Raw genomic sequence first — 20,881 nt, forward strand, 5'->3', positions numbered from 1 at the left:
GCATCCGACTCATCCGACAGTCCGAAAGGATTCGAAAGGAAGTGTACGATTTGTACGATTTAAAGAAGCGCCGTCCGACGCGCCAGATCCACATCGGCAAGGTCGCCATTGGCGGCGGGGCGCCCATCTCTGTGCAGTCGATGACGAATACGAAGACGACGGACACCGAGGCGACCGTCGCCCAGATCCGCGCCCTGCAGGCCGCGGGCTGCGACATCGTGCGGCTCGCCGTGCCCGACATGGAGGCTGCCAAGAACCTCGGCAACATCCTGCGCCAGGTCACGGTGCCGCTCGTCGCGGACATCCACTTTGACTACAAGCTCGCGCTCGAGGCCATCCATCAGGGCATCCACGCCCTGCGCCTCAACCCGGGCAACATCGGCGGCGAGGAGAAGGTCAAGGCTGTCGTCAAGGCGGCCAAGGAGGCCGGCATCCCAATCCGCATCGGCGTCAACGCCGGCTCTCTCGACAAGAAGATCCTCAAGAAGTACGGCGGCGTCACGCCGGAGGCCCTCGTCGAGTCGGCCATGGAGCACGTGCGCATCCTCGAGGCGCTCGACTTCCACGACATGAAGATCTCCCTCAAGGCGCACGACGTGCCGCTGACGATTGCGGCCTACCGGCTCATGAGCCAGACGGTCGACTACCCACTGCACCTCGGCATCACCGAGGCCGGCACGGTCAACACGGGCATCATCAAGTCGGCTGTCGGCATCGGCGCGCTGCTCGCCGAGGGCATCGGCGACACTTTCCGCATCTCGCTGACGGGCGACCCCGTCGTCGAGGTCCGCGTCGCCAATGAGATCTTGAAGTCGCTCGGCCTCAAGGAGTACGGTCCGACGCTCGTCGCCTGCCCGACCTGCGGCCGCACGAGCATCGACCTGCCGGCCATCGCCGCACAGGTTGAGGAGAAGCTCAAGGACATCGCGGAGCCCATCGAGGTGGCCGTTATGGGATGTGTCGTCAACGGCCCGGGCGAGGCGCGCGGCGCCGACGTCGGCATCGCCGGCGGCAACGGCGAAGGACTGATCTTCCGCAAGGGCGAGATTGTCCGCAAAGTGCCCGAGGCCGACCTCGTGAACGAATTATTCCAGGAAATAGACCAGATATTGGAGGAACGCAAACATGCGAGCAAGTAACCTTTATGCACCAACCCTTAGAAATACGCCAGCTGAGGCGGAGATTGCCAGCCATCAGCTCATGTACCGCGCCGGCATGATCCGCAAGACGGCCGGTGGCATGTACACCTTCCTGCCGCTCGCATGGCGCACAATCCGCAAGATCGAGCAGATCATCCGCGAGGAGATGGACGCCGCCGGCGGCCAGGAGATCATGATGCCAATCCTGCAGCCGGCAGAGTTCTGGCAGGAGAGCGGCCGCTGGGGCGCTTACGGCGATGAGATGATGCGCATCAAGGACCGCCATGGCCGCGACTTCTGCCTCGGACCGACGCATGAAGAGATGATCACGGCGCTCGTGCGCGACGAAGTCCGCTCCTACAAGGAGCTGCCGCTGATGCTCTACCAGATTCAGGACAAGTTCCGCGATGAGCGTCGTCCGCGCTTCGGCCTCATGCGCAGCCGCGAGTTCATCATGAAGGACCTCTACTCTTTCGACAAGGACGTCGAGGGCATGAACGAGTCCTACAAGAAGATGTACGACGCCTACACGAACATCTTCACGCGCATGGGCCTCGAGTTCCGTCCGGTCGAGGCCGACAACGGCGCCATCGGCGGCGGCCATTCCCATGAGTTCACCGTCCTCGCCGACGCTGGCGAGTCGAACATCGCCGTCTGCACGAAGTGCGACTACGCTGCAAGCGACGAGAAGGCTGAACTCAAGCCAGTTGAAGCTCCGGCTGAAGATGAGCTGCCGCTCGAGAAGGTCAGCACGCCGGGCACGAACACCATCGAAGCCCTCTGCGACTTCCTCAAGGTGCCGGCCGACAAGACGATCAAGGCCGTCGCCTACCAGACGGACAAGGACGAGCTCGTGCTCGCCTTCATCCGCGGTGACCACGACGTCAACGAGGTCAAGGTCATCAACCAGATTGAGGGCGCACTCGACCTGCGGATGGCCGAGGAAGAGGCTATCCGCGCCGCTGGCGGCTGCCCGGGCTTCATGGGCCCCATCGGCATTAAGAAGGACACGCATGTGCTCGTCGATGCGACCGTCATGAACATGCACAACGCCGTCACGGGTGCCAATGAAGTCGACGTCCACTACAAGAACGTCAACCCGCAGCGCGACTTCGACAAGGATGCCATCATCGTCACCGACCTGCGCATGGTCAAAGAGGGCGACCCGTGCCCGCACTGCGGCGCACCGCTCAAGATGACGCGCGGCATCGAGGCCGGCCAGGTCTTCACGCTCGGCACGAAGTACAGCAAGGCCATGGGTGCGACCTTCCTCGATGAGAACGGTAAAGAGCAGCCGCTCGTCATGGGCTGCTACGGCATCGGCGTTGGCCGCACGATGGCTGCCGCCATCGAGCAGAACAATGACGACCAGGGCATCGTCTGGCCACGCGCCATCGCGCCGTTCGAGGTCGTCGTCGTCGCCGTCAACGCTAAGAAAGAAGAGCAGCTGACGTATGCCGAGGGCATCTACGACGAGTGCCGCAAAGCCGGCCTCGACGTCCTGCTCGACGACCGCAAGGAGCGCGCCGGCGTCAAGTTCAAGGACTGCGACCTCATCGGCTACCCGGTCCGCGTGACGATTGGCCCGAAGGCCGTCGACGAGGACATCATCGAAGTCAAAGTCCGCAAGACCGGCGAAGTCTACAACTTCACGCGCGCCGACTACCTCGAGAAGGTCCAGGAACTGCTCAAAGACCTCTGAGCCTGAAAAAATACAATAAAAAAGCTGCACCATCTGGTGCAGCTCTTTTTTATTGGCTTGTCTTATGCGCCGACGACCGTGTTGAGGTCCTTGACGAGCTGGTCGACGTCGATGCCGTGTGCCATCGCGCCCTGCTCGATGTTCTCGAAGTGTGCGGCAGCGCAGCCGAGGCAGCCCATGCCAGCGTTGACGAATACGTCAACCGTGTCCGGGTACTTCTGGACGACTTCGAGGATGCTCATGTCTTTCGTGATTGCCATAATGAAAAAACCTCCTATGGGTAACATAAAATCGCTGTGAGTTTCATCACATATACGTGGATGGGGTATATTTCCATCAAGAGGATTATACCACATTTTCGAGAAATGCACTAGATAGCCAAAAACTTTTCCGCTTTTTTCCAGATTTTGTGTTATGATAGATGCGAGTATCACGGAACACATGCAGGAGGAAGATTTGATGAGACGTTCATGGCGTTTGCTGGGACTGGTAGTATTGGCAGCGGTGATCTGCCTGGCGGCGGTGACACTGCTGCGGCCGGCGGTGCACGAGGCCGAGATGGCAGGGGGCACCGATAGCACGCAGGAAACGAAAGAGGTGCAGCAGCCAAAGCCCGATACTGTGGAAGGCGGCCCGCAGATCCTCGTGCTCAACTACCACAAGGTCAGCGACGAATTCCTGTCGCTCGCCGTCGCGCCGGCCGACTTCGACTGGCAGATGCGCTACCTTAAGGAGCATGGCTATCACGCTATCACGCCCGACGAGCTCTACGATGCCATCGAGGGGACAGGGACGCTGCCCGACAACCCCGTGTTGATCACCTTCGATGACGGATATCAGGACAACTACGACAACGCCTATCCGATTCTCAAGAAGTACGGCCTCAAGGGCACGGTCTTTGTTGTCACGAGCTTCCTCGGCACGCGCAAGGGCTACCTGACCTGGGATGAGTGCCGCGAGATGGAGAAGAACGGCATGACCGTCGCCTCGCACACCGTCGACCACAAGTCGATGACCGACCTGACGAACGACCAGCTGCGCGCTGAGCTCGTCGAGTCGAAAAAGAAGGCTGAGGCCGAGCTCGGCCACGAGGTCAAGTACATGGCCTACCCGACCGGTGCCTACAACCTCCACATCGCCCAGCTCGTGCGCGAAGCCGGCTACAAGGCCGCCTTCACCATCAAGTACGGCGGCGTCAGCCGCAAGAGCAACATCTACGCACTCGAGCGCGTGCCAATCTTCCATACAGAGAAGACGAACCGCGACTTCGTCGAGCGCATCCATTACACCCCGCAGTTCGAGAGCTTTGGCTGGACGAAGCACTGAGCTGCACAAAAGATTGCACGAAGTATACAAAATTAATAATTATTTTCCATAGACAGGATATCTTTCTTTCATAAATCGGCAAATTTAATCCGATGCTAAAGAAAAATATCCTGTTGTTTTATGCAATAAACGTGAGGTAAATCACTGAGCAAGACGCCATGCCTCTGGCGTACGCATAAAGGGGAAAGGATATAGTAAAGATATAAAATCAACCACACCAAATTTATAGATGATTATATTAAAATATGTTATAATTATCTATAGAGGGGAGGTGATTTCCATATGTTTGCTAAAGATGTTCTTCGTGTCTTGCAGGTTTCTAGGCCAACGCTCACGAAATACGTCAAGACAGGGATTATCCGTGTCCACATTATGCCCAATGGCCACTATGACTACAATGAGGAAGATGGTTTCAGAAGTACAACTGTGAGATTGTCGTGATGAGCGAAGTTGGGTCCGAAAAGCTTGACTCGCAGGAAGTGTTCGAGGATGCCGTAAGCCTGTTGCACTGCTACTCCATGAAGCTGTATGAAAGCCGCAGGAGACTGCGGAAGATCAAGGAGGCGATAGAGGATGATGAAACGAGTGGAACACCACCGTCTTAAATCTTCTTCACCGTTCTACGCCATGCTGCGTGAATTTTGTCATTGTTCCAAGAATCTGTACAACCATGGGAACTACCTGATTCATCAAACATTCATTGAAGATGGCAAATGGCTGCGCTATGGCGAAGTCGATCGTTTGCTGAAGGCTGACGCAGAGTACCCCGACTATCGGGAGATGCCAACGGCGCAGACAGCGCAGCAGACTCTCCGACTGCTGGATAAGAACTGGGCTTCGTTCTTCGCAGCCATCAAGGACTGGAAAGCACATCCCGAAAAGTACAAGGGACGGCCAAAACTGCCGAAGTACAAGCCGAAAGACGGCTATTTCCCGCTAGTACTGACGAACCAGAATTGCAAGCTCAAGGACGGGTTCATCCGTTTTCCAAGAGTCTTTCAAGGGTTCACGGTAAAGGCTATCTTCGCCAGTCAGCCAGAGGCTGTGTTCAAGCAGGCACGCTTTATCCCGCATGGTGGCGAAATTAATCTGGAGCTCGTCTATGAGATTCCAGAGGTCGAGGAAAAAGTGGATAATGGAAAGTATGCCGCCATCGATATCGGCGTCGACAATCTCGCGGCGCTGGCCTGGAACACAGGCAAGCGACCTGTCCTGCTCAAGGGGACGCCGCTCAAGTCGGTCAATCAGTACTACAACAAGCAGATGGCCAAGCGCAGAAGCATCTGTGAGCTGATGAATGGACGCCATTCATCCAAGCGAATCGCGCGGCTCACAGCGAAGCGGAACCGCAAGGTCGAAGATTACCTGCATAAAGCAAGCCGCAAGGTCATCGACCTGTGCGCGGAGCAGGATGTGCCGGTACTGTTCATCGGCAAGAACAAGGGCTGGAAGCAAGAAGCGAAACTTGGCCGCAGGGTCAACCAGAGCTTCATGCAGCTGCCTTTCGCCCGCTTCATTCAGATGCTCCAGTACAAGGCCAAATTAATCGGCATGAAGGTCATGCTGACTGAGGAGAGCTATACGAGCGGCACTTCATTCTTGGATGGCGAGACTCCGACCAAAGACCGCTATGACAAATCGCGCCGCGTTCATTGTGGCCTGTTCCAAGCAAGCGATGGCCGGAAAATCAATGCCGACATCAATGGTGCCTACCAGATTATGCGAAAAGTATTCCCGAACGTGAACGCAGACGGGATAGAGGGCGTAGCGTTACGCCCAGCTGTAGTAGCCCTTTCGATGAGCGCTCGTCGCAGCTCTGGCTGCGCCTGATGCGAGAAAGAGTGAACAGCGAAATTTATTAAAAATACGAATATCATTATTTGGCATTTATAATAAATATAACGTTGTCTACACAGTCACGAACCCGAACAATCCGTCGAGCTCAGACCCGATCAATGGACAGCTGGTTTACGGTGAGACGGTGACGCCGTCGTACCGTCCGGATGGGGTGCTGACGGATGGCCATTACGGGGTCATCACGACAATCGATGGCAAGACCATCACGGATGGAAATGTCTACGACAATTACCGTTACCACTACGACGGCGATGTCACGCTCAGCATGCCGAACAAGCCGGACTTCGAGCCGCCGGTCAATCCGCCGGTGATGCCGGGCACGGGCACGGTGACGCCGCTGCCGGAAAACCCGACGAATCCGTCGAATACGCCGGAGAACACGACGGAGACGACGGGCCACAAGACGGTCTGGGATGGCGACCGCGGCGGCGACCGTCCGGAGGACAAGCGCGTCGTGACGCTGCCGTTCTTCAAGGTATTGGAGGACAAGACGACGCACCGCTACGGCACCTATGATGTCGCGAAGCGCACGACGGAGGTCAAGATTGAGCCGTCGGCTCAGGTCCTGCCGGAGCCGAACCAGCCTGCGACACAGTATCGCGAGCTGACGACGGAGCTCACGACGGACAAGGGCACGGGCGAGTTCACGCTCAAGTACAACGGCTCGCGCTTCACAATCCTGCCGGACGATGATGCGGCGATGAAGCTCATCGTCGTCGGCGACGAGACGAAGAACCGCGCGCTCTTCGAGAAGGCACTCCATGTGACCTTCACGCAGATGGGCCTCGAGGTGGCCGACCTCGACGGTGTCTACATCCATTTCGGCAAAGATTAAGGGCAGGATATGCCTTCGGGAAAGCCTTTCTCATCTTCTTTTGGATGAGAAAGGCTTTCCTTTTTCTATAGAAAATGAATTTCCCCTTGCAAAAGCAGGATTTATCTGCTATAAAAAAGAATAGATAAAGTGGTGAATTGTGGGGAAAAATGTCTGATTGGTGGAAGGGCGGTGCAGAAGGATGTTCATGGGTGAGTATGCCCATACGATTGACGCGAAAGGCCGCGTCATCCTTCCGGCTGATTTCCGCCAGGAGCTCGGCGTTTCCTTTGTCATCACGAAAGGGCTCGACAAGTGCCTCTTCCTCTACGGCCAGCAGGCATGGGAGGAACTCGCGGCAAAATTGCGGGCGCTGCCGCTCGCGAAGCCGGAGGCGCGCGCGATCGTGCGCTTCTTCTTCTCGGGGGCGCGCACACTCGAGTGCGATAAGCAGGGGCGTTTCCTCGTGCCGGCGAATCTGCGCGCCTATGCGGACATCACGCTGCGCCAGTCGGTCGTACTGACGGGCGCGGACAACCGCATCGAGGTCTGGAGCAAGGACCAGTGGAGCCGCTACAACGAAGAAGTCGAGCCGGACGTGACGGCCATCGCGGCGTCGCTGGCAGAGCTCGGCATTTGAAGTAAGAGAAGCAAGATACGAACCAAGAAATGAAGACAGATGGGGGCAGGAAACGTGGAGTTTCATCATATCAGCGTCATGCTGGAGGAGACAGTCAAGGGTCTCGTGACAAATAAAGAAGGGATCTATGTCGACTGTACCTTGGGCGGCGCTGGCCACTCTCACCGCATCGCGGAACTGCTCTCACCGAAGGGGCGCATCATCGGCATCGACCAGGATGAGGAGGCCATCGAGGCGGCGAAGGAACGCCTCAAGGACGTCAAGTGCCGCGTGGACATCGTGCACAGCAATTTCTCGCATCTCGAGGAGATTCTCGAGGCGCAGGGTGCACCGCTCGTCGACGGCGTCGTCTTCGACCTCGGTGTCTCGTCGCATCAGATCGACACGGCGGAGCGCGGCTTCTCGTACATGCATGATGCGCCGCTCGACATGCGCATGGACCCGGAGGCGAAGTTTTCGGCGTACGATGTCGTCAACACGTACAGCGAGAAGGAGCTCGACCGCATCTTCCACGACTACGGCGAGGAGCGCTGGGGCCGCCGCATCGCGCAGTTCATCGTCAAGGAGCGCATGAAAAAGCCCATCGAGCGCACGGGCGAGCTCGTCGACATCATCTGCAAGGCCGTGCCGAAGGCGGTGCGCCAGGCGGCGAATGGCCACCCGGCGAAGCGCATCTTCCAGGCCATCCGCATCGAGGTCAATGACGAGCTCGGCATCCTCGAGAAGGCATTCCGCACGGCGGTGCATCACCTGAAGCCGGGCGGCCGCATCGCAATCATCACCTTCCACTCGCTGGAGGACCGCATCGCGAAGCAGACGCTCAAGGAGATGGCGCGCGGCTGCATCTGCCCGCCGGAGCTGCCGGTCTGTGTCTGCCACCATAAGCCGGAGATTCGCTTGCTCGGCAAGCCGAAGCAGGCGACGGCGGATGAGCTCGCGCACAACTCGCGCTCGAAGAGCGCGAAGCTGCGCATCGCGGAGAAGTTGGCTACCGATAATAATCAGGAAGAGACGAGAAAGGGGGAGCGCTGATGCTGGCAAGACAGGAAAAACCAGAGGAACCGTATCAGGAAGTACCGACGGAGCAGGCAGAGCGCGAGGGCAAGCGCTCGGACCGGCGCGAGTTCGTGCACCACGTGCTCAACACATCGCTGCGCTCTCATTTCCAGGTGCTCTTCTTCGTCACGGCGCTGCTCGCGATGCTCGTGACGATTGGCAGCGGCATCAGTGCGAGCCGCGGCTACACGCTTGTGGAGACGCAGAGCGAGGCCACCCGCATCGAGCAGGAGAATGAGCGTCTCAATGTGGAGATTGCGAAGCTCAAGAACCCGGAGCGCATCAAGTCGATCGCGGAGAGCCAGCTCGGCATGCAGGTCCCGAAGAAGACGTATTTCGCGCATGAAAGTAAATAAGAAGACAAGAGGCTGCAAAGACAATGAGCAGCTTCTTTTGTGTTTGCAGGACGCTGATGGAATGCCGATTGGTCCATTTTGCTTGTGCAAAATCCGGACAGTTGCGCTATAATAAAGAACGGCCCGCGGCGGCATGGGACTGCAGGCGGAGCCTTGGGGAGGAAATAATAACATGAAAACTATCGGTCAGCTGGCAGATCTCTTGACGGATGCTGTCGTCATCGGGAATCGCGATACGGTCATCACGGGCATCGAGCATGATTCGCGCAAGGTGCAGAAGGGCACGCTCTTCGTCTGCATCCCGGGCGTCCATGTCGACGGCCACAAGTTCATCCCGCAGGCAGTCGCGGCGGGTGCAAGCGCCATCGTGACGACGCGCGAGGATGTCGAGGTGCCGGAGGGCATCGCGGTGCTGCGCGTCAAGGAGCTGCAGCCGGCGCTCGACACGATTGTGCCGTACTTCCACGATTATCCGGCGCGCAAGATGCGCGTCGTGGGCATCACGGGCACGAACGGCAAGACGACGACGAGCTATATCACGCGCGCCATCCTGCGCAAGGCTGGCTACAAGGTTGGCCTTATTGGCACGATCCAGATCATGATCGAGGATGAGGTGCTGCCCATCCACAATACGACGCCGGATGTCGTCGAGCTCCAGCACACGCTCGCGATGATGCGCGACAAGGGCATGGACTACGTCGTCATGGAGGTCTCGTCGCACGCGCTCGACCAGAACCGCGTGGCGGGTATCGAGTTTGACACGGCGGTCTTCACGAATCTCACGCAGGACCACCTCGACTACCACAAGACGCTCAAGAACTACATGCTCGCGAAGGCGAAGCTCTTCGACCACGTGTCGGAGACGGGCTGCAAGCAGGGCAAGACGGCCGTCGTCAACATCGACGATGCGGTCGGCGCGACGATGCTCGCGCACGCGAAGTGCAAGCACCTGACGTACGCCATCGAGAAGGAAGCCGACCTGCGCGCGACGGACATCCTCGTCCACGCAAACGGTGCGGAGTTCGTGCTGCATCATGAGAGCTTCGGCGAGATGCCGCTGAAACTCCACATCACGGGCATCTTCAATGTCTACAATGTCATGAGCGCGGTCGGCGCGGCTCTGGCGGAGCACATCGATGCGGCCGTCATCAAGGAGACGCTCGAGGCCTTCACGGCGGTGCCGGGCCGCTTCGAGCTCGTCAAGGCGGGCCAGGACTTCTCGATCATCGTCGACTACGCGCATACGCCGGACGGCGTCGAGAACGTCCTCAAGACGGCGCGCAAGATTGCGAAGAAGCGCATCATCGCGGTCTTCGGCTGCGGCGGCGACCGCGACCGCACGAAGCGCCCGATTATGGGCCGCCTTGCGGCGGAGCTCGCGGATGTCGTCATCGCGACGTCGGACAACCCGCGCACGGAGGACCCAGAGTTCATCCTCTCGCAGGTCGAAGAGGGCGTCGATGAGGCCATCGGCACGAAGCACCACGAGCTCATCGTGGACCGCCGCCACGCCATCTACCGCGCCATCGAGATGGCGGAGAAGGACGATATTGTCGTCATCCTCGGCAAGGGTCACGAGAACTATCAGATCCTCAAGGACAAGACCATCCACTTTGATGATAAGGAAGAGGCCCGCGCAGCTGTCGCTGCCAAGCTGGCCAAGAAGAATTGACGAATTGCAACAGTTGCGATAGTGCAGAAGGGAGTATTCCGATGCCAGCATTTACGCTTGATGAGGTCCGCGAAGCGACGGGGGCACAGCTCTATAAGATGGAGCATGAAGAGTTCACGGATATCGTGACGGATACGCGCAAGATCACGCCGGGGGTCCTGTTCCTCGCCTTCAAGGGCGAGCGCTTCAACGGCGAGGATTTCGTGCGCGATGCGGTCGAGAAGGGCGCGAGCGGCGTCATGGTCAGCACGAGCTGCCCGAAGGCGCAGCTGGCCGGCCTCAAGACGACGGTGCTGATCGCCGAAGACACGCTGACGGCCTACCAGCAGCTCGCGCACGCCTGGCGCATGCGCTTCTCGCTGCCGGTCGTCGCCATCACGGGCTCGAACGGCAAGACGACGACGAAGGACCTCACGGCTGCGGTGCTCTCGGCGCGCGGCCCTGTCCTCAAGACGCAGGCCAACTACAACAATGAGATCGGCCTGCCGCTGACGCTTCTGGGCCTTCGCAAGGAGCATACGGCTGCGGTCGTCGAGATCGGCATGCGCGGCCTGCACCAGATCGAGGCAATGGCTCCGATTGCGGCGCCGACGGTCGGCATCGTGACGAATGTCGGCGAGACGCATATGGAGCTCCTCGGCTCCATCGAGAACATCGCGAAGGCCAAGTCGGAGATGGTCGAGGCCATCCCCGCGGGCGGCACAGTCGTCCTCAATGCGGACAACCCGTACGTCGCGGCCATGCGCTCGCAGGCGAGGGAGGGCGTCCGCGTCCTGACGTTCGGCATCGAGAAGGAAGCCGATGTGCGCGCCAAGGAAGAGACCATCGAGACGATCGACGGCCATGAGACGCGCTTCAAGATTGAGTGGAAGGGCCGCGAGCAGACGTTCACGTTCGCGATGGTCGGCCGCCACAATGTCTACAACGCCCTCGCGGCCATCGCGGCCGGCTTTGCGCTCGGCCTGACGCCTGCAGAGGCAGCCTCTGGCCTGCGCAACCTCAAGGCGACGAAGATGCGCTTCGAGGTACAGGACGTCAAGACGTACCACGTCATCAACGACGCCTACAATGCAAGCCCGATGTCGATGAAGGCGGCCATCGAGACGCTTTCGGAGCTCACAAAGGGACGCAAGATCGCGGTCATGGGCGACATGCTCGAGCTCGGCAGTGTCTCGGAAGAGGCGCATCGCGAGGTCGGCCATGAGCTCGCGGAGCACGGCTTTGCTGCTGTCGTCACGCGCGGCCAGATGGGCGCGTTCATCGCAGACGGCGCGGAGGAGGGCGGCGTGCCGCAGGTCTTCCGTGCGGATTCGCACGAGGCGGCGGCCGACTACCTGCACAAGATCCTCGAGCCGGGCGACACGATCCTCTTCAAGGGCTCGCGCGGCATGCAGATGGAAAAGATCATCGACCTGCTCTGAGCGTTTGCTTGAGGCGGGAAATCATAAAGAGAGTGGAGACGTTAGATTTTGGATAAGATACTTCTTGCGGCGATCTTTGCCGCCGGCCTTGTGCTCTGCATTGGGCCGTTACTGATCCCGGAGTTGCACAAGCTCAAATTCGGACAGAGCATCCGTGAGGAAGGGCCGAAGAGCCATCAGGCCAAGAGCGGCACGCCGACGATGGGCGGCATCATGATCATCCTGGCCATCGTGGTCGCGACAGTGGCGGCGGCGCCGCTGACGCCGGCTGTGCTGCTGGCCCTCTTCATCACGCTCGGCCACTTCGTGCTGGGCTTCCTCGATGACTACATCAAGGTCGTCAAGAAGCGCAACCTCGGCCTCAAGGCGAAGCAGAAGATGCTCGGCCAGATCCTCATCGCCATCGTGACGATGATCGTCGGCACGCGCGTGCTCGGCATCGACACGACCATCTGGATCCCGATTGCGGATGTCAATGTCGACATCGGCATCGGCTACTACTTCCTCGTGCTCTTCGTGCTCGTCGGCACGAGCAACGCGGTCAACCTGACGGACGGCCTCGACGGACTGGCCTCGGGCACGGTGGCCATCGCCTCGGGTGCCTATGCGCTCGTCTGCTATATGACGGGCCACTACGACCTCGCCATCTTCGGCGTGGCCATGATGATGGCCTGCCTGGCCTTCCTGCGCTTCAATGCGCATCCGGCCAAGGTCTTCATGGGCGACACGGGCTCGCTGGCACTCGGCGGTGCTGTTGCGGCGGTCGGCATCCTGACGCACACGGAGATCCTGCTCGCGGTCATCGGCTTTGTCTTTGTCTGCGAGGCACTCTCCGTCATCATCCAGGTCATCTCGTTCAAGACGACGGGCAAGCGCGTCTTCCGCATGAGCCCGATCCACCATCACTTCGAGCTCGGCGGCTGGAAGGAGACGAAGGTCGTCTTCGTCTTCTGGATGGTCGGACTCGTCGCGAGCATCGTCGGACTGCTGATGATGCCGTAACAGCGATCTTAGACTTAAAGTCGAAAATCAGATTTTCTTGTATATCCGGGGGGACTTGTCATGGAGTTGGATTGGAACCAGAAGAACGTGCTCGTCATCGGCGCGGGCATCAGCGGCTTTGCGGCGGCAAAGCTCGCCCGCCGCTTCGGCGCATCGGTCACGCTGAGCGACGCAAAGACGGAAGAAGAGCTCACGAAGCTCGGCGACGACTTCGCGAAGCTGCGCGGACTCGGCATTGCGCTTGCCTTCGGCCCGCAGCAGGAGAGCCTGCTCGAGGGCGTGGATACGGTCATCGTCTCGCCGGCCGTGCCGGTGCGCATCCCGCTGATCCAGGCTGCTTATAAAAAGGGCATCCGCGTCATGAGCGAGGTGGAGCTCGCCTATGACATCGCGGAGTCGCCGATCTGCGCGGTGACGGGCACGAATGGCAAGACGACGACGACGACGCTCCTCGGCCTGCTGCTCGAGACGCATTACGACAAGGTCGGCGTCGGCGGCAACATCGGTGTGCCGCTGTCGGAAGAGGCCCTGCGCATCGGCAGGGGCGGCTGCATCGCGGCGGAGATCTCGAGCTACCAGATGGAGGCGACGGAGCACTTCCACCCGCATGTCGCGGCCGTGCTCAATGTGACGCCGGACCACATCGTGCGCCACGGCTCGATGGAGGTCTACCAGGCCATGAAGGAGCGCCTCTTCCGCGAGGAGACGGAGGACGACTACCTCGTCCTCAATTACGACGACGAGAAGACGCGCGGCATGAAGGCGCGCACGGTGGCGCAGGTCTGCTACTTCAGCCGCCGCGAGGAACTCGAAGAGGGCGTCTTCGTGCGCGGTGATGTAAAGAACGGCCTCATCGTCATCCGCTGGCAGGGTCAGGAATACGAGCTCTGCCATACGGATGAGCTCGGCATCAAGGGCCCGCACAACGTCGAGAACGCCCTCGCGGCCATCGCTGTGGCGTTCTTCGCCGGCTGCGAGCCCACGCTGATGGTCCCGGTGCTCAAATCGTTCCGCGGCGTCGAGCACCGCATCGAGTACGTGACGACGATCGATGGCGTGCCGTACTACAACGACTCGAAGGCGACGAATACAGACTCGGCCATCAAGGCGCTCGAGACGTTCGACGGTCACATCATCCTGCTCGCGGGCGGCGACGACAAGATGACGGACCTCACGGACTTCATGAAGCTCGTCTGCGAGCGCGTCGATGCGCTCGTCCTCATCGGCCGCGCGGCGGCCCGCTTCTACGGGGCGGCCGTCGATAACGGCTTCCCCGAGAACCAGATCTACGCGGCGGGCTACTCGATGCGCAAGGCGGTCGAGATCGCGCATGCGCTGGCCAAGGAGCCGGCCGTCGTGCTGCTCTCGCCGGCCTGCGCGAGCTTCGACATGTACCATGACATGGCGGAGCGCGGCCGCGACTTCAAGCACCTCGTACATGAATTAGAACAGCAGAAGTGACGCTGAGCGGGAGGATTTACCTTGAATATCATTGTTTCAGGCGGCGGCACGGGCGGCCATATCTACCCGGCCATCACCATCATCCGGACCATCCAGCAGAAGGTCCCCGACGCGAAATTCCTCTACGTCGGCACGAAGCGGGGCCTCGAGGCCGACATCATCCCGAAGGAAGGGCTGCCTTTTACGACGGTCGACATCCAGGGATTTGAACGCCATCTGACGGCCGACAACATCCTGCGCGCGGGGCGCGCGATGGTCGGCGTGGCCAAGGCAACGCGCATCGTCCACAGCTTCAAGCCGGACGTCGTCATCGGCACGGGCGGCTACGTCTGCGGGCCCATCCTGCTCGCGGCCAGCCTCATGCACATCCCGACGCTCATCCAGGAGCAGAACGTCGTGCCAGGCATCACCAACAAGATCCTCTCGAAGTTCGTGACGAAGATCGCGGCGGGCACGGAGGAGGCCATGAAGCACTTCCCGGCGGACAAGGTCGTCTTCACGGGCAACCCGATCCGCAGCGAGGTGCTCTCGGCACAGCGCGAGCAGGGGGCAGCGGCCTTCGGCCTTGACCCGAAGAAGCTGACGGTGCTCATCTCGGGCGGCAGCCGTGGCGCGCGCGCCATCAACCTCGCGATGATCGGCGTGCTCAAGAATGCGGCGCCGCATCCTGAGGTGCAGTTCCTGCACGTGACGGGCAAGCGCGGCTATCAGGGCGTGCTAGACGGCCTCAAGCAGGCGGGCGTCGACCTCGCATCGTGCCCGCAGCTTCTCGTCAAGCCGTACCTCTACAACATGCCGCAGGCGATGGCGGTGGCGGACCTCGCGATTTTCCGCGCTGGTGCGACGGGCCTTGCCGAGCTCACGGCACGCGGCATCCCCGCCATCCTGATCCCGTATCCGTATGCGGCGGAGAACCATCAGGAGCACAATGCGCGCGCCCTCGAGGAAGCTGGTGCGGCGCGCATGATCCTCGACCGTGATCTGACGCCGGAACGCCTGAGCTCCGTGCTCACAGAGCTCTTGAGCGAGCCGGACAAGCTGCGGGCGATGGCAAAGGCCAGCCGCGCGATGGGACGCCCGCAGGCGGCCAGCGATATCGCGGACCTCGTGCTCGCGATCGCCAAGAAATAAGAGACAGACAAAGATAGAGAACGAAATACGAGTGCATAGAGATTGAATCACAGGGTAAAAGGGAAAAGGTGATTGGAGTGCATAAAGAGCTCAAAGAGCTGAAAGGCATCAAGAAGATTCATTTCGTAGGCATCGGCGGCGCCGGCATGAGCCCGCTGGCCAAGATGATGGTGGAACTCGGCTATGAGGTGTCGGGGTCGGACCGCGAGGATTCCGGCATCATCGAGAAACTGCGCCAGATGGGCGCGAAGATCACGCTGGGCGGCCAGAAGGCGGAGAACGTCCGCGGTGTGGACGCCATCGTCGTCTCGACTGCCATCCCGTTCGATAATCCGGAAGTCCTGGCGGCCAAGGACCTCGGCATCACGAAGCTGCACCGCTCGGATATCAATGCGGCACTCGTCAATGAGTACAAGGGCATCGCGGTCGCCGGCGCGCACGGCAAGACGACGACGACTTCGATGCTCGGCGTCGCCCTGACGCATGCCGGCGTCTCGCCGTCGGTCGTCGTCGGCGGCGAGGTCCCCGACCTCGGCACGAATGCAGAGCTCGGCACGAGCGACTACCTCGTGTCGGAGGCCGATGAGAGCGACGGTTCCTTCCTCAAGCTCCACCCGCACATCGCCGTCGTGACGAATGTCGAAGACGACCACATGGATCACTACGGCACGATGGAGAACATCATCAAGGCGTTCACGCAGTTCATTCAGAACGTCGACAAGGAGACAGGCTACGCCGTCATCTGCTTCGACAACGAGAACCTGCGTAACATGGCCAAGAACCTTGACCGCAAGTACATCACGTATGCCATCGACCATGAGGCCGATTATCGCGCGAAGAACATCACGCACAGCGGCACGGGCATCTCGTTCGACGTCTTCCACGGTGAAGAAGAGCTCGGCCACGTCGACCTCAACATCCCGGGCCGCCACAATGTCCTCGACGCGATGGCCTGCATCGTCACAGGCCTCTCGATCGGCGTGAGCTTCGAGAAGATGGCATCGGGCCTTGCGGCATTCCACGGTGCAAAACGCCGCTTCCAGACGAAGGGCCGCGTGAATGGCGTCTGGATCGTCGACGACTACGCGCATCATCCGACGGAGATTGCGGCGACGCTCAAGGCCGCCAAGGAGACGAACCCGAAGCGCCTGATCTGCGTCTTCCAGCCGCACCGCTACTCGCGCACGCAGCTCTTGCACGAGGAGTTCGGCAAGGCCTTCGTCTCAGCTGACGTTCTCGTGCTCACGGACGTCTACGCAGCGGGCGAAGCGCCAATCCCGGGCATCAGCGGCCAGACGATTGTCGACGAGGTACAGCGCCAGTCGGGCCAGCACGTCGTCTACGAGCCGGCGCGCGAGAAGCTCGCCGCCTATCTCAAGGATTTCGTGCAGCCGGGCGACCTCGTCATCACGATGGGCGCCGGTGACATCTACAAGACGGGCGAAGAGCTCGTCGCGCTGTTGCAGGCAAAGTGAAACATGCGCTGCGCATACTGCCGGTAAGAGATACGATAAGAGGGTAAAGGAGAAATTTTCATCATGAATCAGGATAAGATCGTCGTCGTCATGGGTGGTCCGTCCACGGAAGCAGAGATCTCGCGCCAGACGGGCTCGGCCATCCTCAAGGCACTGCAGTCGAAGGGCTACAACGCAGAGGGTATGGAGCTCAATCCGCCGACGTTTGCGGAGGACATCAAGAAGAGCGGCTGCGCGATCGTATTCAACGCGCTGCACGGCAAGTTCGGCGAGGACGGCGTCCTGCAGGGCACGCTCGACATGCTCGGCATCCCGTATACGGGCTCGGGCGTCCTGGCTGCTGCCGTCACGATGGACAAGGCAGCTTCGAAGCGCGTCTTCGTCGCAGAGGGCATCTCGACGCCGCGCTCGCACACGTACTACCGCTATGAGATGAAGCGCGACCTCGCCGCGGAGATCAAGCAGGGCTTCTCGCTGCCGGTCGTCGTTAAGGCCGCTTCGCAGGGCTCGAGCATCGGCGTCTACATCGTCGAGACGAAGGATGCCCTCGAGGATGCGCTCAAGGAAGCCTTCTCCTACAACGATGAGGTTCTCGTCGAGGAGTTCATCCGCGGCAAGGAGCTCACAGTCGCTGTCTGGGGCAATGAGGAGAAGAAAGAGGCGTTCCCGATCATCGAGATCACGACGACTTCGGGCCGCTATGACTACGAGAGCAAGTATACGAAGGGTGCTTCGACGCACATCATCCCGGCTCGCGTCTCCGCGGAGAAGACGAAGGAGATCCAGGACCTCGCCATCAAGACGTTCACGGCCTGCGGCTGCAAGGGTGTTGCCCGCGTCGACATGATGCTCAGCGAGGACGGCACGCCGTACGTCATCGAGGTCAACTCGGTGCCGGGCATGACGGAGCTCTCGCTCGTGCCGGATGCTGGCCGCGCGATGGGTGTGGAGTTCCCAGAGCTCTGCGAGCGCATCCTCGAGATGGCTGGCTTCCAGAAATAAGCTCACGCGCTTTATGTGATCTGCTGCGCCGGACCTCGAATTGTCCGGCGCTTTTCTATAGGGGGAACGATATTGAAGGAACAAGAGCAGAAAAAACATCGCAGCGGCAGGCGGCTTTTCAAGGGACTCCTGTTCCTGGCGGCCTGCGGCCTCGTCATGGCCATCGTCGTCTACACGCCAATCTTCACGCTGCAACGCGTGGAGGTCAGCGGCGCGAGCTACCTGACGAAAGAGCAGATCTGCGAGATCGGCCGCATCCACACGGGCGAGCCACTCTTCCAGCTGCAGACCGATGCCGTGGCGCAGAACCTCATGCACGACCTGCGCATCGAGTCGGCTGTCGTGCGGCGCCGCCTGCCGGACCGCCTCGAGATCGAGGTCACCGAGCGCAAGCCAGTCGCGACGGTCGCTTGTGACTACGGCTACCTGGACCTCGACCGCAGCGGTACGATCATCGCGGCCTACCGCGCGCTGCACAGCGTGCCAATCCCGCTGATCACGGGCATGGAGGTCAAGGGGCTCTACCTCGGCGACGAGGTCACGGACGAGAATGTCAAGAAGGTCCTCTACTTCCTCGACCAGATCGACGCAGAGGCGCTCAATCAGATCTCGGAGGTCAACATCGCCAATCAGGATGCTGTCGTCGCCTACGCGAACAGCTCTGTCCAGATTCGCCTCGGCAAGCTCGACCGTCTCGACGAGAAGGCCGTGCTTACGGCCGACTTCGTCAAGTCGCTCAAGACGAGCCGCCACACCATCGACTACGTCGACTTCAGCTACGAAGCGCCTTTCATCAAGCTCAAGGATTTCAATCCGGACTTGGATAAGGCGGATGGGAAGTCCTAACGTTGCGCTCTGCATAAATTTTTCACTTTGCCTATGGAATTCAGTATAAAATGATGGTAAACTGATAGAGGTATCTTATTGCTAAATGAAATAGACATCTCGGAGATGCCGGAAAATAGACAGGATATAGTATCGTATTATAGATGATGGGGGTTAGGGCAGTGTTTGAACTGGACGATAACGGGCTCGATCAATTAGCCAAAATTAAAGTAATCGGTGTAGGTGGCGGCGGCAGCAACGCCGTCAACCGTATGATCAATCTTGGACTGCAGGGCGTGGAGTTCATTGCAGTCAATACGGATGCACAGGCACTGCTCAAATCCCTGGCACCGAAGCGCATGCAGATCGGTGAGAAGCTCACGCGCGGTCTCGGCGCCGGCGCACAGCCTGAGATCGGCCAGAAGGCCGCTGAGGAGAGCCGCGACGACATCCTCGACACGCTGCGCGGCGCGGACATGGTCTTCGTGACGGCCGGCATGGGCGGCGGCACGGGTACTGGTGCTGCCCCTGTTGTGGCAGAGTGCGCGCGTGAGATCGGCGCGCTGACGGTCGGCGTCGTGACGCGCCCGTTCTCGTTTGAGGGCATGAAGCGCCGCCGCAATGCGGAGCTCGGCATCGAGAACCTCAAGAAGCACGTGGACACGATCATCACGATCCCGAACGACCGCCTCATGCAGGTCGTCGACAAGAAGACGCCGATCACGCAGGCGTTCAGCATCGCCGATGATGTCCTGCGCCAGGGCGTTAAAGGTATCTCGGACCTCATCGCCCTGCCGGGCCTCATCAACCTCGACTTTGCCGATGTCAAGAGCATCATGAGCAATGCGGGGTCTGCTCTCATGGGCATTGGCGAGGCTTCGGGCGAGAATGCGGCCGTCGAGGCCGCCAAGGCCGCCATCGCTTCGCCGCTGCTCGAGACGAGCATCGACGGTGCACGCGGCGTGCTGCTTAACGTGACGGGTGCAGAGGAGAACCTCAGCATGTTCGAGGTCACCGAGGCATCGGAGGCCATCGAGAAGGCTGCCGATTCGCAGGCAAACATCATCTGGGGTGCGTCCATCGACGATTCGATGGGCGACACGGTGCGCGTGACGGTTATCGCCACGGGCTTTGACGCGCCGGAGGAGACTGTCGGTATTCCTGACACCAAGGCACAGCAGGCCCAGCCTCAGGCACAGCCGCAGCAGGCCCCTGCCCAGAACACCCAGGCTCCGGATCCGTCCATCGGCAGCACGGTCGGCACGGACAGCTTCATCGATATCCCGGTCTGGATGCGCAAGAAATAAAAAATGAAATAAGTGTTGACAAGTGCGTGGGGAGCCGCTATAATAATACTTGTTCTTGACGCACTTGTTGAGAAATGGGTAGGTGCCCGAGTGGTTAAAGGGAACAGACTGTAAATCTGTCATCTTCGGATTACGATGGTTCGAATCCATCCCTGCCCACCATTTCTTGGCGGCATAGCTCAGTTGGCTAGAGCATGCGGTTCATACCCGCAGTGTCCGGAGTTCAAATCTCTGTGCCGCCACCAATAGCCATTATGACGCATCGAGCAATCGATGCGTTTTTTATTGCTTTGTATATGCTGCAGGGGAGCGGCTCAAAAAATTACGGATTTTGAGAAATAGGTGTTGACAAATGCACCGCCATCCTGTAATATAATACAAGTCGCCGCGAGATACCGGTCAGCATGAAACGCAAGACAAGGTTCCTTGAGTGGAAACAGCTTGCAAGATGCAATCGGTTGTCTTTCAGACAAGAAAGAAAAATAAAAAAGTTCTTGACAGTCTAAAAGAGATGCGGTACAATAAATGAGTCGCTTGAAGCAAAGCATTTCAAACGAAGGCAAGCTTCGAAAGACAAAGTTGTTCTTTGAAAACTAAACAATGCAACATGAATCATTTGTGATTCAAGCCAGATGTTTTTAAAAACATCGATTGATTATGAACATAAGCAATCGGCAATTTCTTTACTGAGCTTT

At 59.5% G+C, this 20,881-nt stretch carries 18 protein-coding genes, 2 tRNA genes and 1 pseudogene; 20 read left to right on the forward strand and 1 reads right to left on the reverse strand.

Annotated elements, in window-relative coordinates:
• Window positions 1-41 precede the first annotated feature (41 nt).
• Both ispG and MITSMUL_RS11545 read left to right on the forward strand, forming a co-directional pair.
• Window positions 42-1,139 (forward strand): flavodoxin-dependent (E)-4-hydroxy-3-methylbut-2-enyl-diphosphate synthase, encoded by a 1,098-nt coding sequence (ispG, locus tag MITSMUL_RS11540; RefSeq protein ID WP_005842922.1) that lies wholly within the window; start codon window positions 42-44, stop codon window positions 1,137-1,139.
• Window positions 1,126-2,841, forward strand: coding sequence for a proline--tRNA ligase (locus MITSMUL_RS11545; RefSeq protein ID WP_005842923.1), 1,716 nt, complete (start codon window positions 1,126-1,128; stop codon window positions 2,839-2,841). The genes ispG and MITSMUL_RS11545 overlap by 14 nt, the downstream gene beginning before the upstream one ends.
• Before the next feature lie 62 nt (window positions 2,842-2,903).
• Here the strand turns inward: MITSMUL_RS11545 and MITSMUL_RS11550 are convergent, their stop codons facing one another.
• Window positions 2,904-3,101, reverse strand: a complete 198-nt coding sequence (locus MITSMUL_RS11550) for a DUF1858 domain-containing protein (protein WP_036378940.1) — start codon at window positions 3,099-3,101, stop codon at window positions 2,904-2,906.
• A 199-nt stretch (window positions 3,102-3,300) separates the two neighbouring features.
• On the opposite strand from MITSMUL_RS11550, the gene MITSMUL_RS11555 reads away from it, so the two are divergent.
• From MITSMUL_RS11555 to MITSMUL_RS11635, 18 genes and pseudogenes are all read left to right on the forward strand, one after another.
• A complete protein-coding gene (locus MITSMUL_RS11555) occupies window positions 3,301-4,167 on the forward strand; it encodes a polysaccharide deacetylase family protein (protein ID WP_244944576.1) in 867 nt (288 codons plus the stop codon).
• A 410-nt stretch (window positions 4,168-4,577) separates the two neighbouring features.
• Window positions 4,578-4,772: pseudogene (locus MITSMUL_RS13220) on the forward strand (recombinase family protein); the annotation flags it as partial.
• Entirely contained in the window at window positions 4,741-5,997 is a 1,257-nt protein-coding gene (locus MITSMUL_RS11560; protein ID WP_040636433.1) for an RNA-guided endonuclease InsQ/TnpB family protein, read from the forward strand. The pseudogene MITSMUL_RS13220 and the gene MITSMUL_RS11560, both read left to right, overlap by 32 nt.
• Window positions 5,998-6,148: 151 nt before the next feature.
• Window positions 6,149-6,859 (forward strand): hypothetical protein, encoded by a 711-nt coding sequence (locus MITSMUL_RS11565; protein WP_147652962.1) that lies wholly within the window; start codon window positions 6,149-6,151, stop codon window positions 6,857-6,859.
• 181 nt (window positions 6,860-7,040) lie between these two features.
• Complete coding sequence (mraZ, locus tag MITSMUL_RS11570; RefSeq protein WP_005842935.1) at window positions 7,041-7,478, forward strand: division/cell wall cluster transcriptional repressor MraZ; 438 nt, start codon at window positions 7,041-7,043, stop codon at window positions 7,476-7,478.
• A gap of 54 nt (window positions 7,479-7,532) precedes the next feature.
• Window positions 7,533-8,510 carry a 16S rRNA (cytosine(1402)-N(4))-methyltransferase RsmH gene (rsmH, locus tag MITSMUL_RS11575; RefSeq protein ID WP_050751708.1) on the forward strand — a complete coding sequence of 326 codons (978 nt, stop codon included), beginning with the start codon at window positions 7,533-7,535 and terminating at the stop codon, window positions 8,508-8,510.
• On the forward strand, window positions 8,510-8,890 hold the full coding sequence (locus MITSMUL_RS11580; RefSeq protein ID WP_005842939.1) for a cell division protein FtsL: 381 nt from the start codon (window positions 8,510-8,512) through the stop codon (window positions 8,888-8,890). The genes rsmH and MITSMUL_RS11580 overlap by 1 nt, the downstream gene beginning before the upstream one ends.
• A 172-nt stretch (window positions 8,891-9,062) precedes the next feature.
• The gene (locus MITSMUL_RS11585; protein ID WP_040636434.1) at window positions 9,063-10,562 is read left to right on the forward strand and encodes a UDP-N-acetylmuramoyl-L-alanyl-D-glutamate--2,6-diaminopimelate ligase; all 1,500 of its coding nucleotides are present in this window, start codon (window positions 9,063-9,065) and stop codon (window positions 10,560-10,562) included.
• Between the two features lie 41 nt (window positions 10,563-10,603).
• Window positions 10,604-11,983, forward strand: coding sequence for a UDP-N-acetylmuramoyl-tripeptide--D-alanyl-D-alanine ligase (locus MITSMUL_RS11590; RefSeq protein ID WP_005842944.1), 1,380 nt, complete (start codon window positions 10,604-10,606; stop codon window positions 11,981-11,983).
• 48 nt (window positions 11,984-12,031) lie between these two features.
• A complete protein-coding gene (gene mraY / locus MITSMUL_RS11595) occupies window positions 12,032-12,985 on the forward strand; it encodes a phospho-N-acetylmuramoyl-pentapeptide-transferase (protein ID WP_005842945.1) in 954 nt (317 codons plus the stop codon).
• 66 nt (window positions 12,986-13,051) lie between these two features.
• A complete protein-coding gene (gene murD, locus MITSMUL_RS11600; RefSeq protein ID WP_187115562.1) occupies window positions 13,052-14,446 on the forward strand; it encodes a UDP-N-acetylmuramoyl-L-alanine--D-glutamate ligase in 1,395 nt (464 codons plus the stop codon).
• Window positions 14,447-14,467: 21 nt separating this feature from the next.
• Complete coding sequence (gene murG, locus MITSMUL_RS11605) at window positions 14,468-15,577, forward strand: undecaprenyldiphospho-muramoylpentapeptide beta-N-acetylglucosaminyltransferase (RefSeq protein WP_005842949.1); 1,110 nt, start codon at window positions 14,468-14,470, stop codon at window positions 15,575-15,577.
• Between the two features lie 68 nt (window positions 15,578-15,645).
• The gene (gene murC / locus MITSMUL_RS11610; protein WP_244944577.1) at window positions 15,646-17,052 is read left to right on the forward strand and encodes a UDP-N-acetylmuramate--L-alanine ligase; all 1,407 of its coding nucleotides are present in this window, start codon (window positions 15,646-15,648) and stop codon (window positions 17,050-17,052) included.
• Between the two features lie 63 nt (window positions 17,053-17,115).
• A complete protein-coding gene (locus MITSMUL_RS11615; protein WP_005842953.1) occupies window positions 17,116-18,054 on the forward strand; it encodes a D-alanine--D-alanine ligase family protein in 939 nt (312 codons plus the stop codon).
• Between the two features lie 72 nt (window positions 18,055-18,126).
• Window positions 18,127-18,900 carry a cell division protein FtsQ/DivIB gene (locus MITSMUL_RS11620; protein WP_005842955.1) on the forward strand — a complete coding sequence of 258 codons (774 nt, stop codon included), beginning with the start codon at window positions 18,127-18,129 and terminating at the stop codon, window positions 18,898-18,900.
• Window positions 18,901-19,046: 146 nt separating this feature from the next.
• Window positions 19,047-20,186: a cell division protein FtsZ gene (gene ftsZ / locus MITSMUL_RS11625; RefSeq protein WP_071599960.1), complete on the forward strand. Its 1,140-nt coding sequence runs from the start codon at window positions 19,047-19,049 to the stop codon at window positions 20,184-20,186.
• A 76-nt stretch (window positions 20,187-20,262) separates the two neighbouring features.
• Window positions 20,263-20,348 (forward strand) — tRNA-Tyr (locus tag MITSMUL_RS11630).
• Window positions 20,349-20,354: 6 nt separating this feature from the next.
• Window positions 20,355-20,431, forward strand: a tRNA-Met gene (locus tag MITSMUL_RS11635).
• Window positions 20,432-20,881: the final 450 nt, after the last annotated feature.

It is taken from the genome of Mitsuokella multacida DSM 20544, from assembly GCF_000155955.1.
Classification (GTDB): domain Bacteria; phylum Bacillota; class Negativicutes; order Selenomonadales; family Selenomonadaceae; genus Mitsuokella; species Mitsuokella multacida.

Coding starts and splice junctions, on each gene's coding strand:
- MITSMUL_RS11550 (WP_036378940.1), bottom strand. CDS start 3,101: ATGGCAATCACGAAAGACATGAGCATCCTCGAAGTCGTCCAGAAGTAC.
- ftsZ (WP_071599960.1), top strand. CDS start 19,047: ATGGGGGTTAGGGCAGTGTTTGAACTGGACGATAACGGGCTCGATCAA.
- MITSMUL_RS11585 (WP_040636434.1), top strand. CDS start 9,063: ATGAAAACTATCGGTCAGCTGGCAGATCTCTTGACGGATGCTGTCGTC.
- MITSMUL_RS11590 (WP_005842944.1), top strand. CDS start 10,604: ATGCCAGCATTTACGCTTGATGAGGTCCGCGAAGCGACGGGGGCACAG.
- MITSMUL_RS11560 (WP_040636433.1), top strand. CDS start 4,741: ATGATGAAACGAGTGGAACACCACCGTCTTAAATCTTCTTCACCGTTC.
- mraZ (WP_005842935.1), top strand. CDS start 7,041: ATGTTCATGGGTGAGTATGCCCATACGATTGACGCGAAAGGCCGCGTC.
- MITSMUL_RS11555 (WP_244944576.1), top strand. CDS start 3,301: ATGAGACGTTCATGGCGTTTGCTGGGACTGGTAGTATTGGCAGCGGTG.
- MITSMUL_RS11545 (WP_005842923.1), top strand. CDS start 1,126: ATGCGAGCAAGTAACCTTTATGCACCAACCCTTAGAAATACGCCAGCT.
- MITSMUL_RS11615 (WP_005842953.1), top strand. CDS start 17,116: ATGAATCAGGATAAGATCGTCGTCGTCATGGGTGGTCCGTCCACGGAA.
- MITSMUL_RS11580 (WP_005842939.1), top strand. CDS start 8,510: ATGCTGGCAAGACAGGAAAAACCAGAGGAACCGTATCAGGAAGTACCG.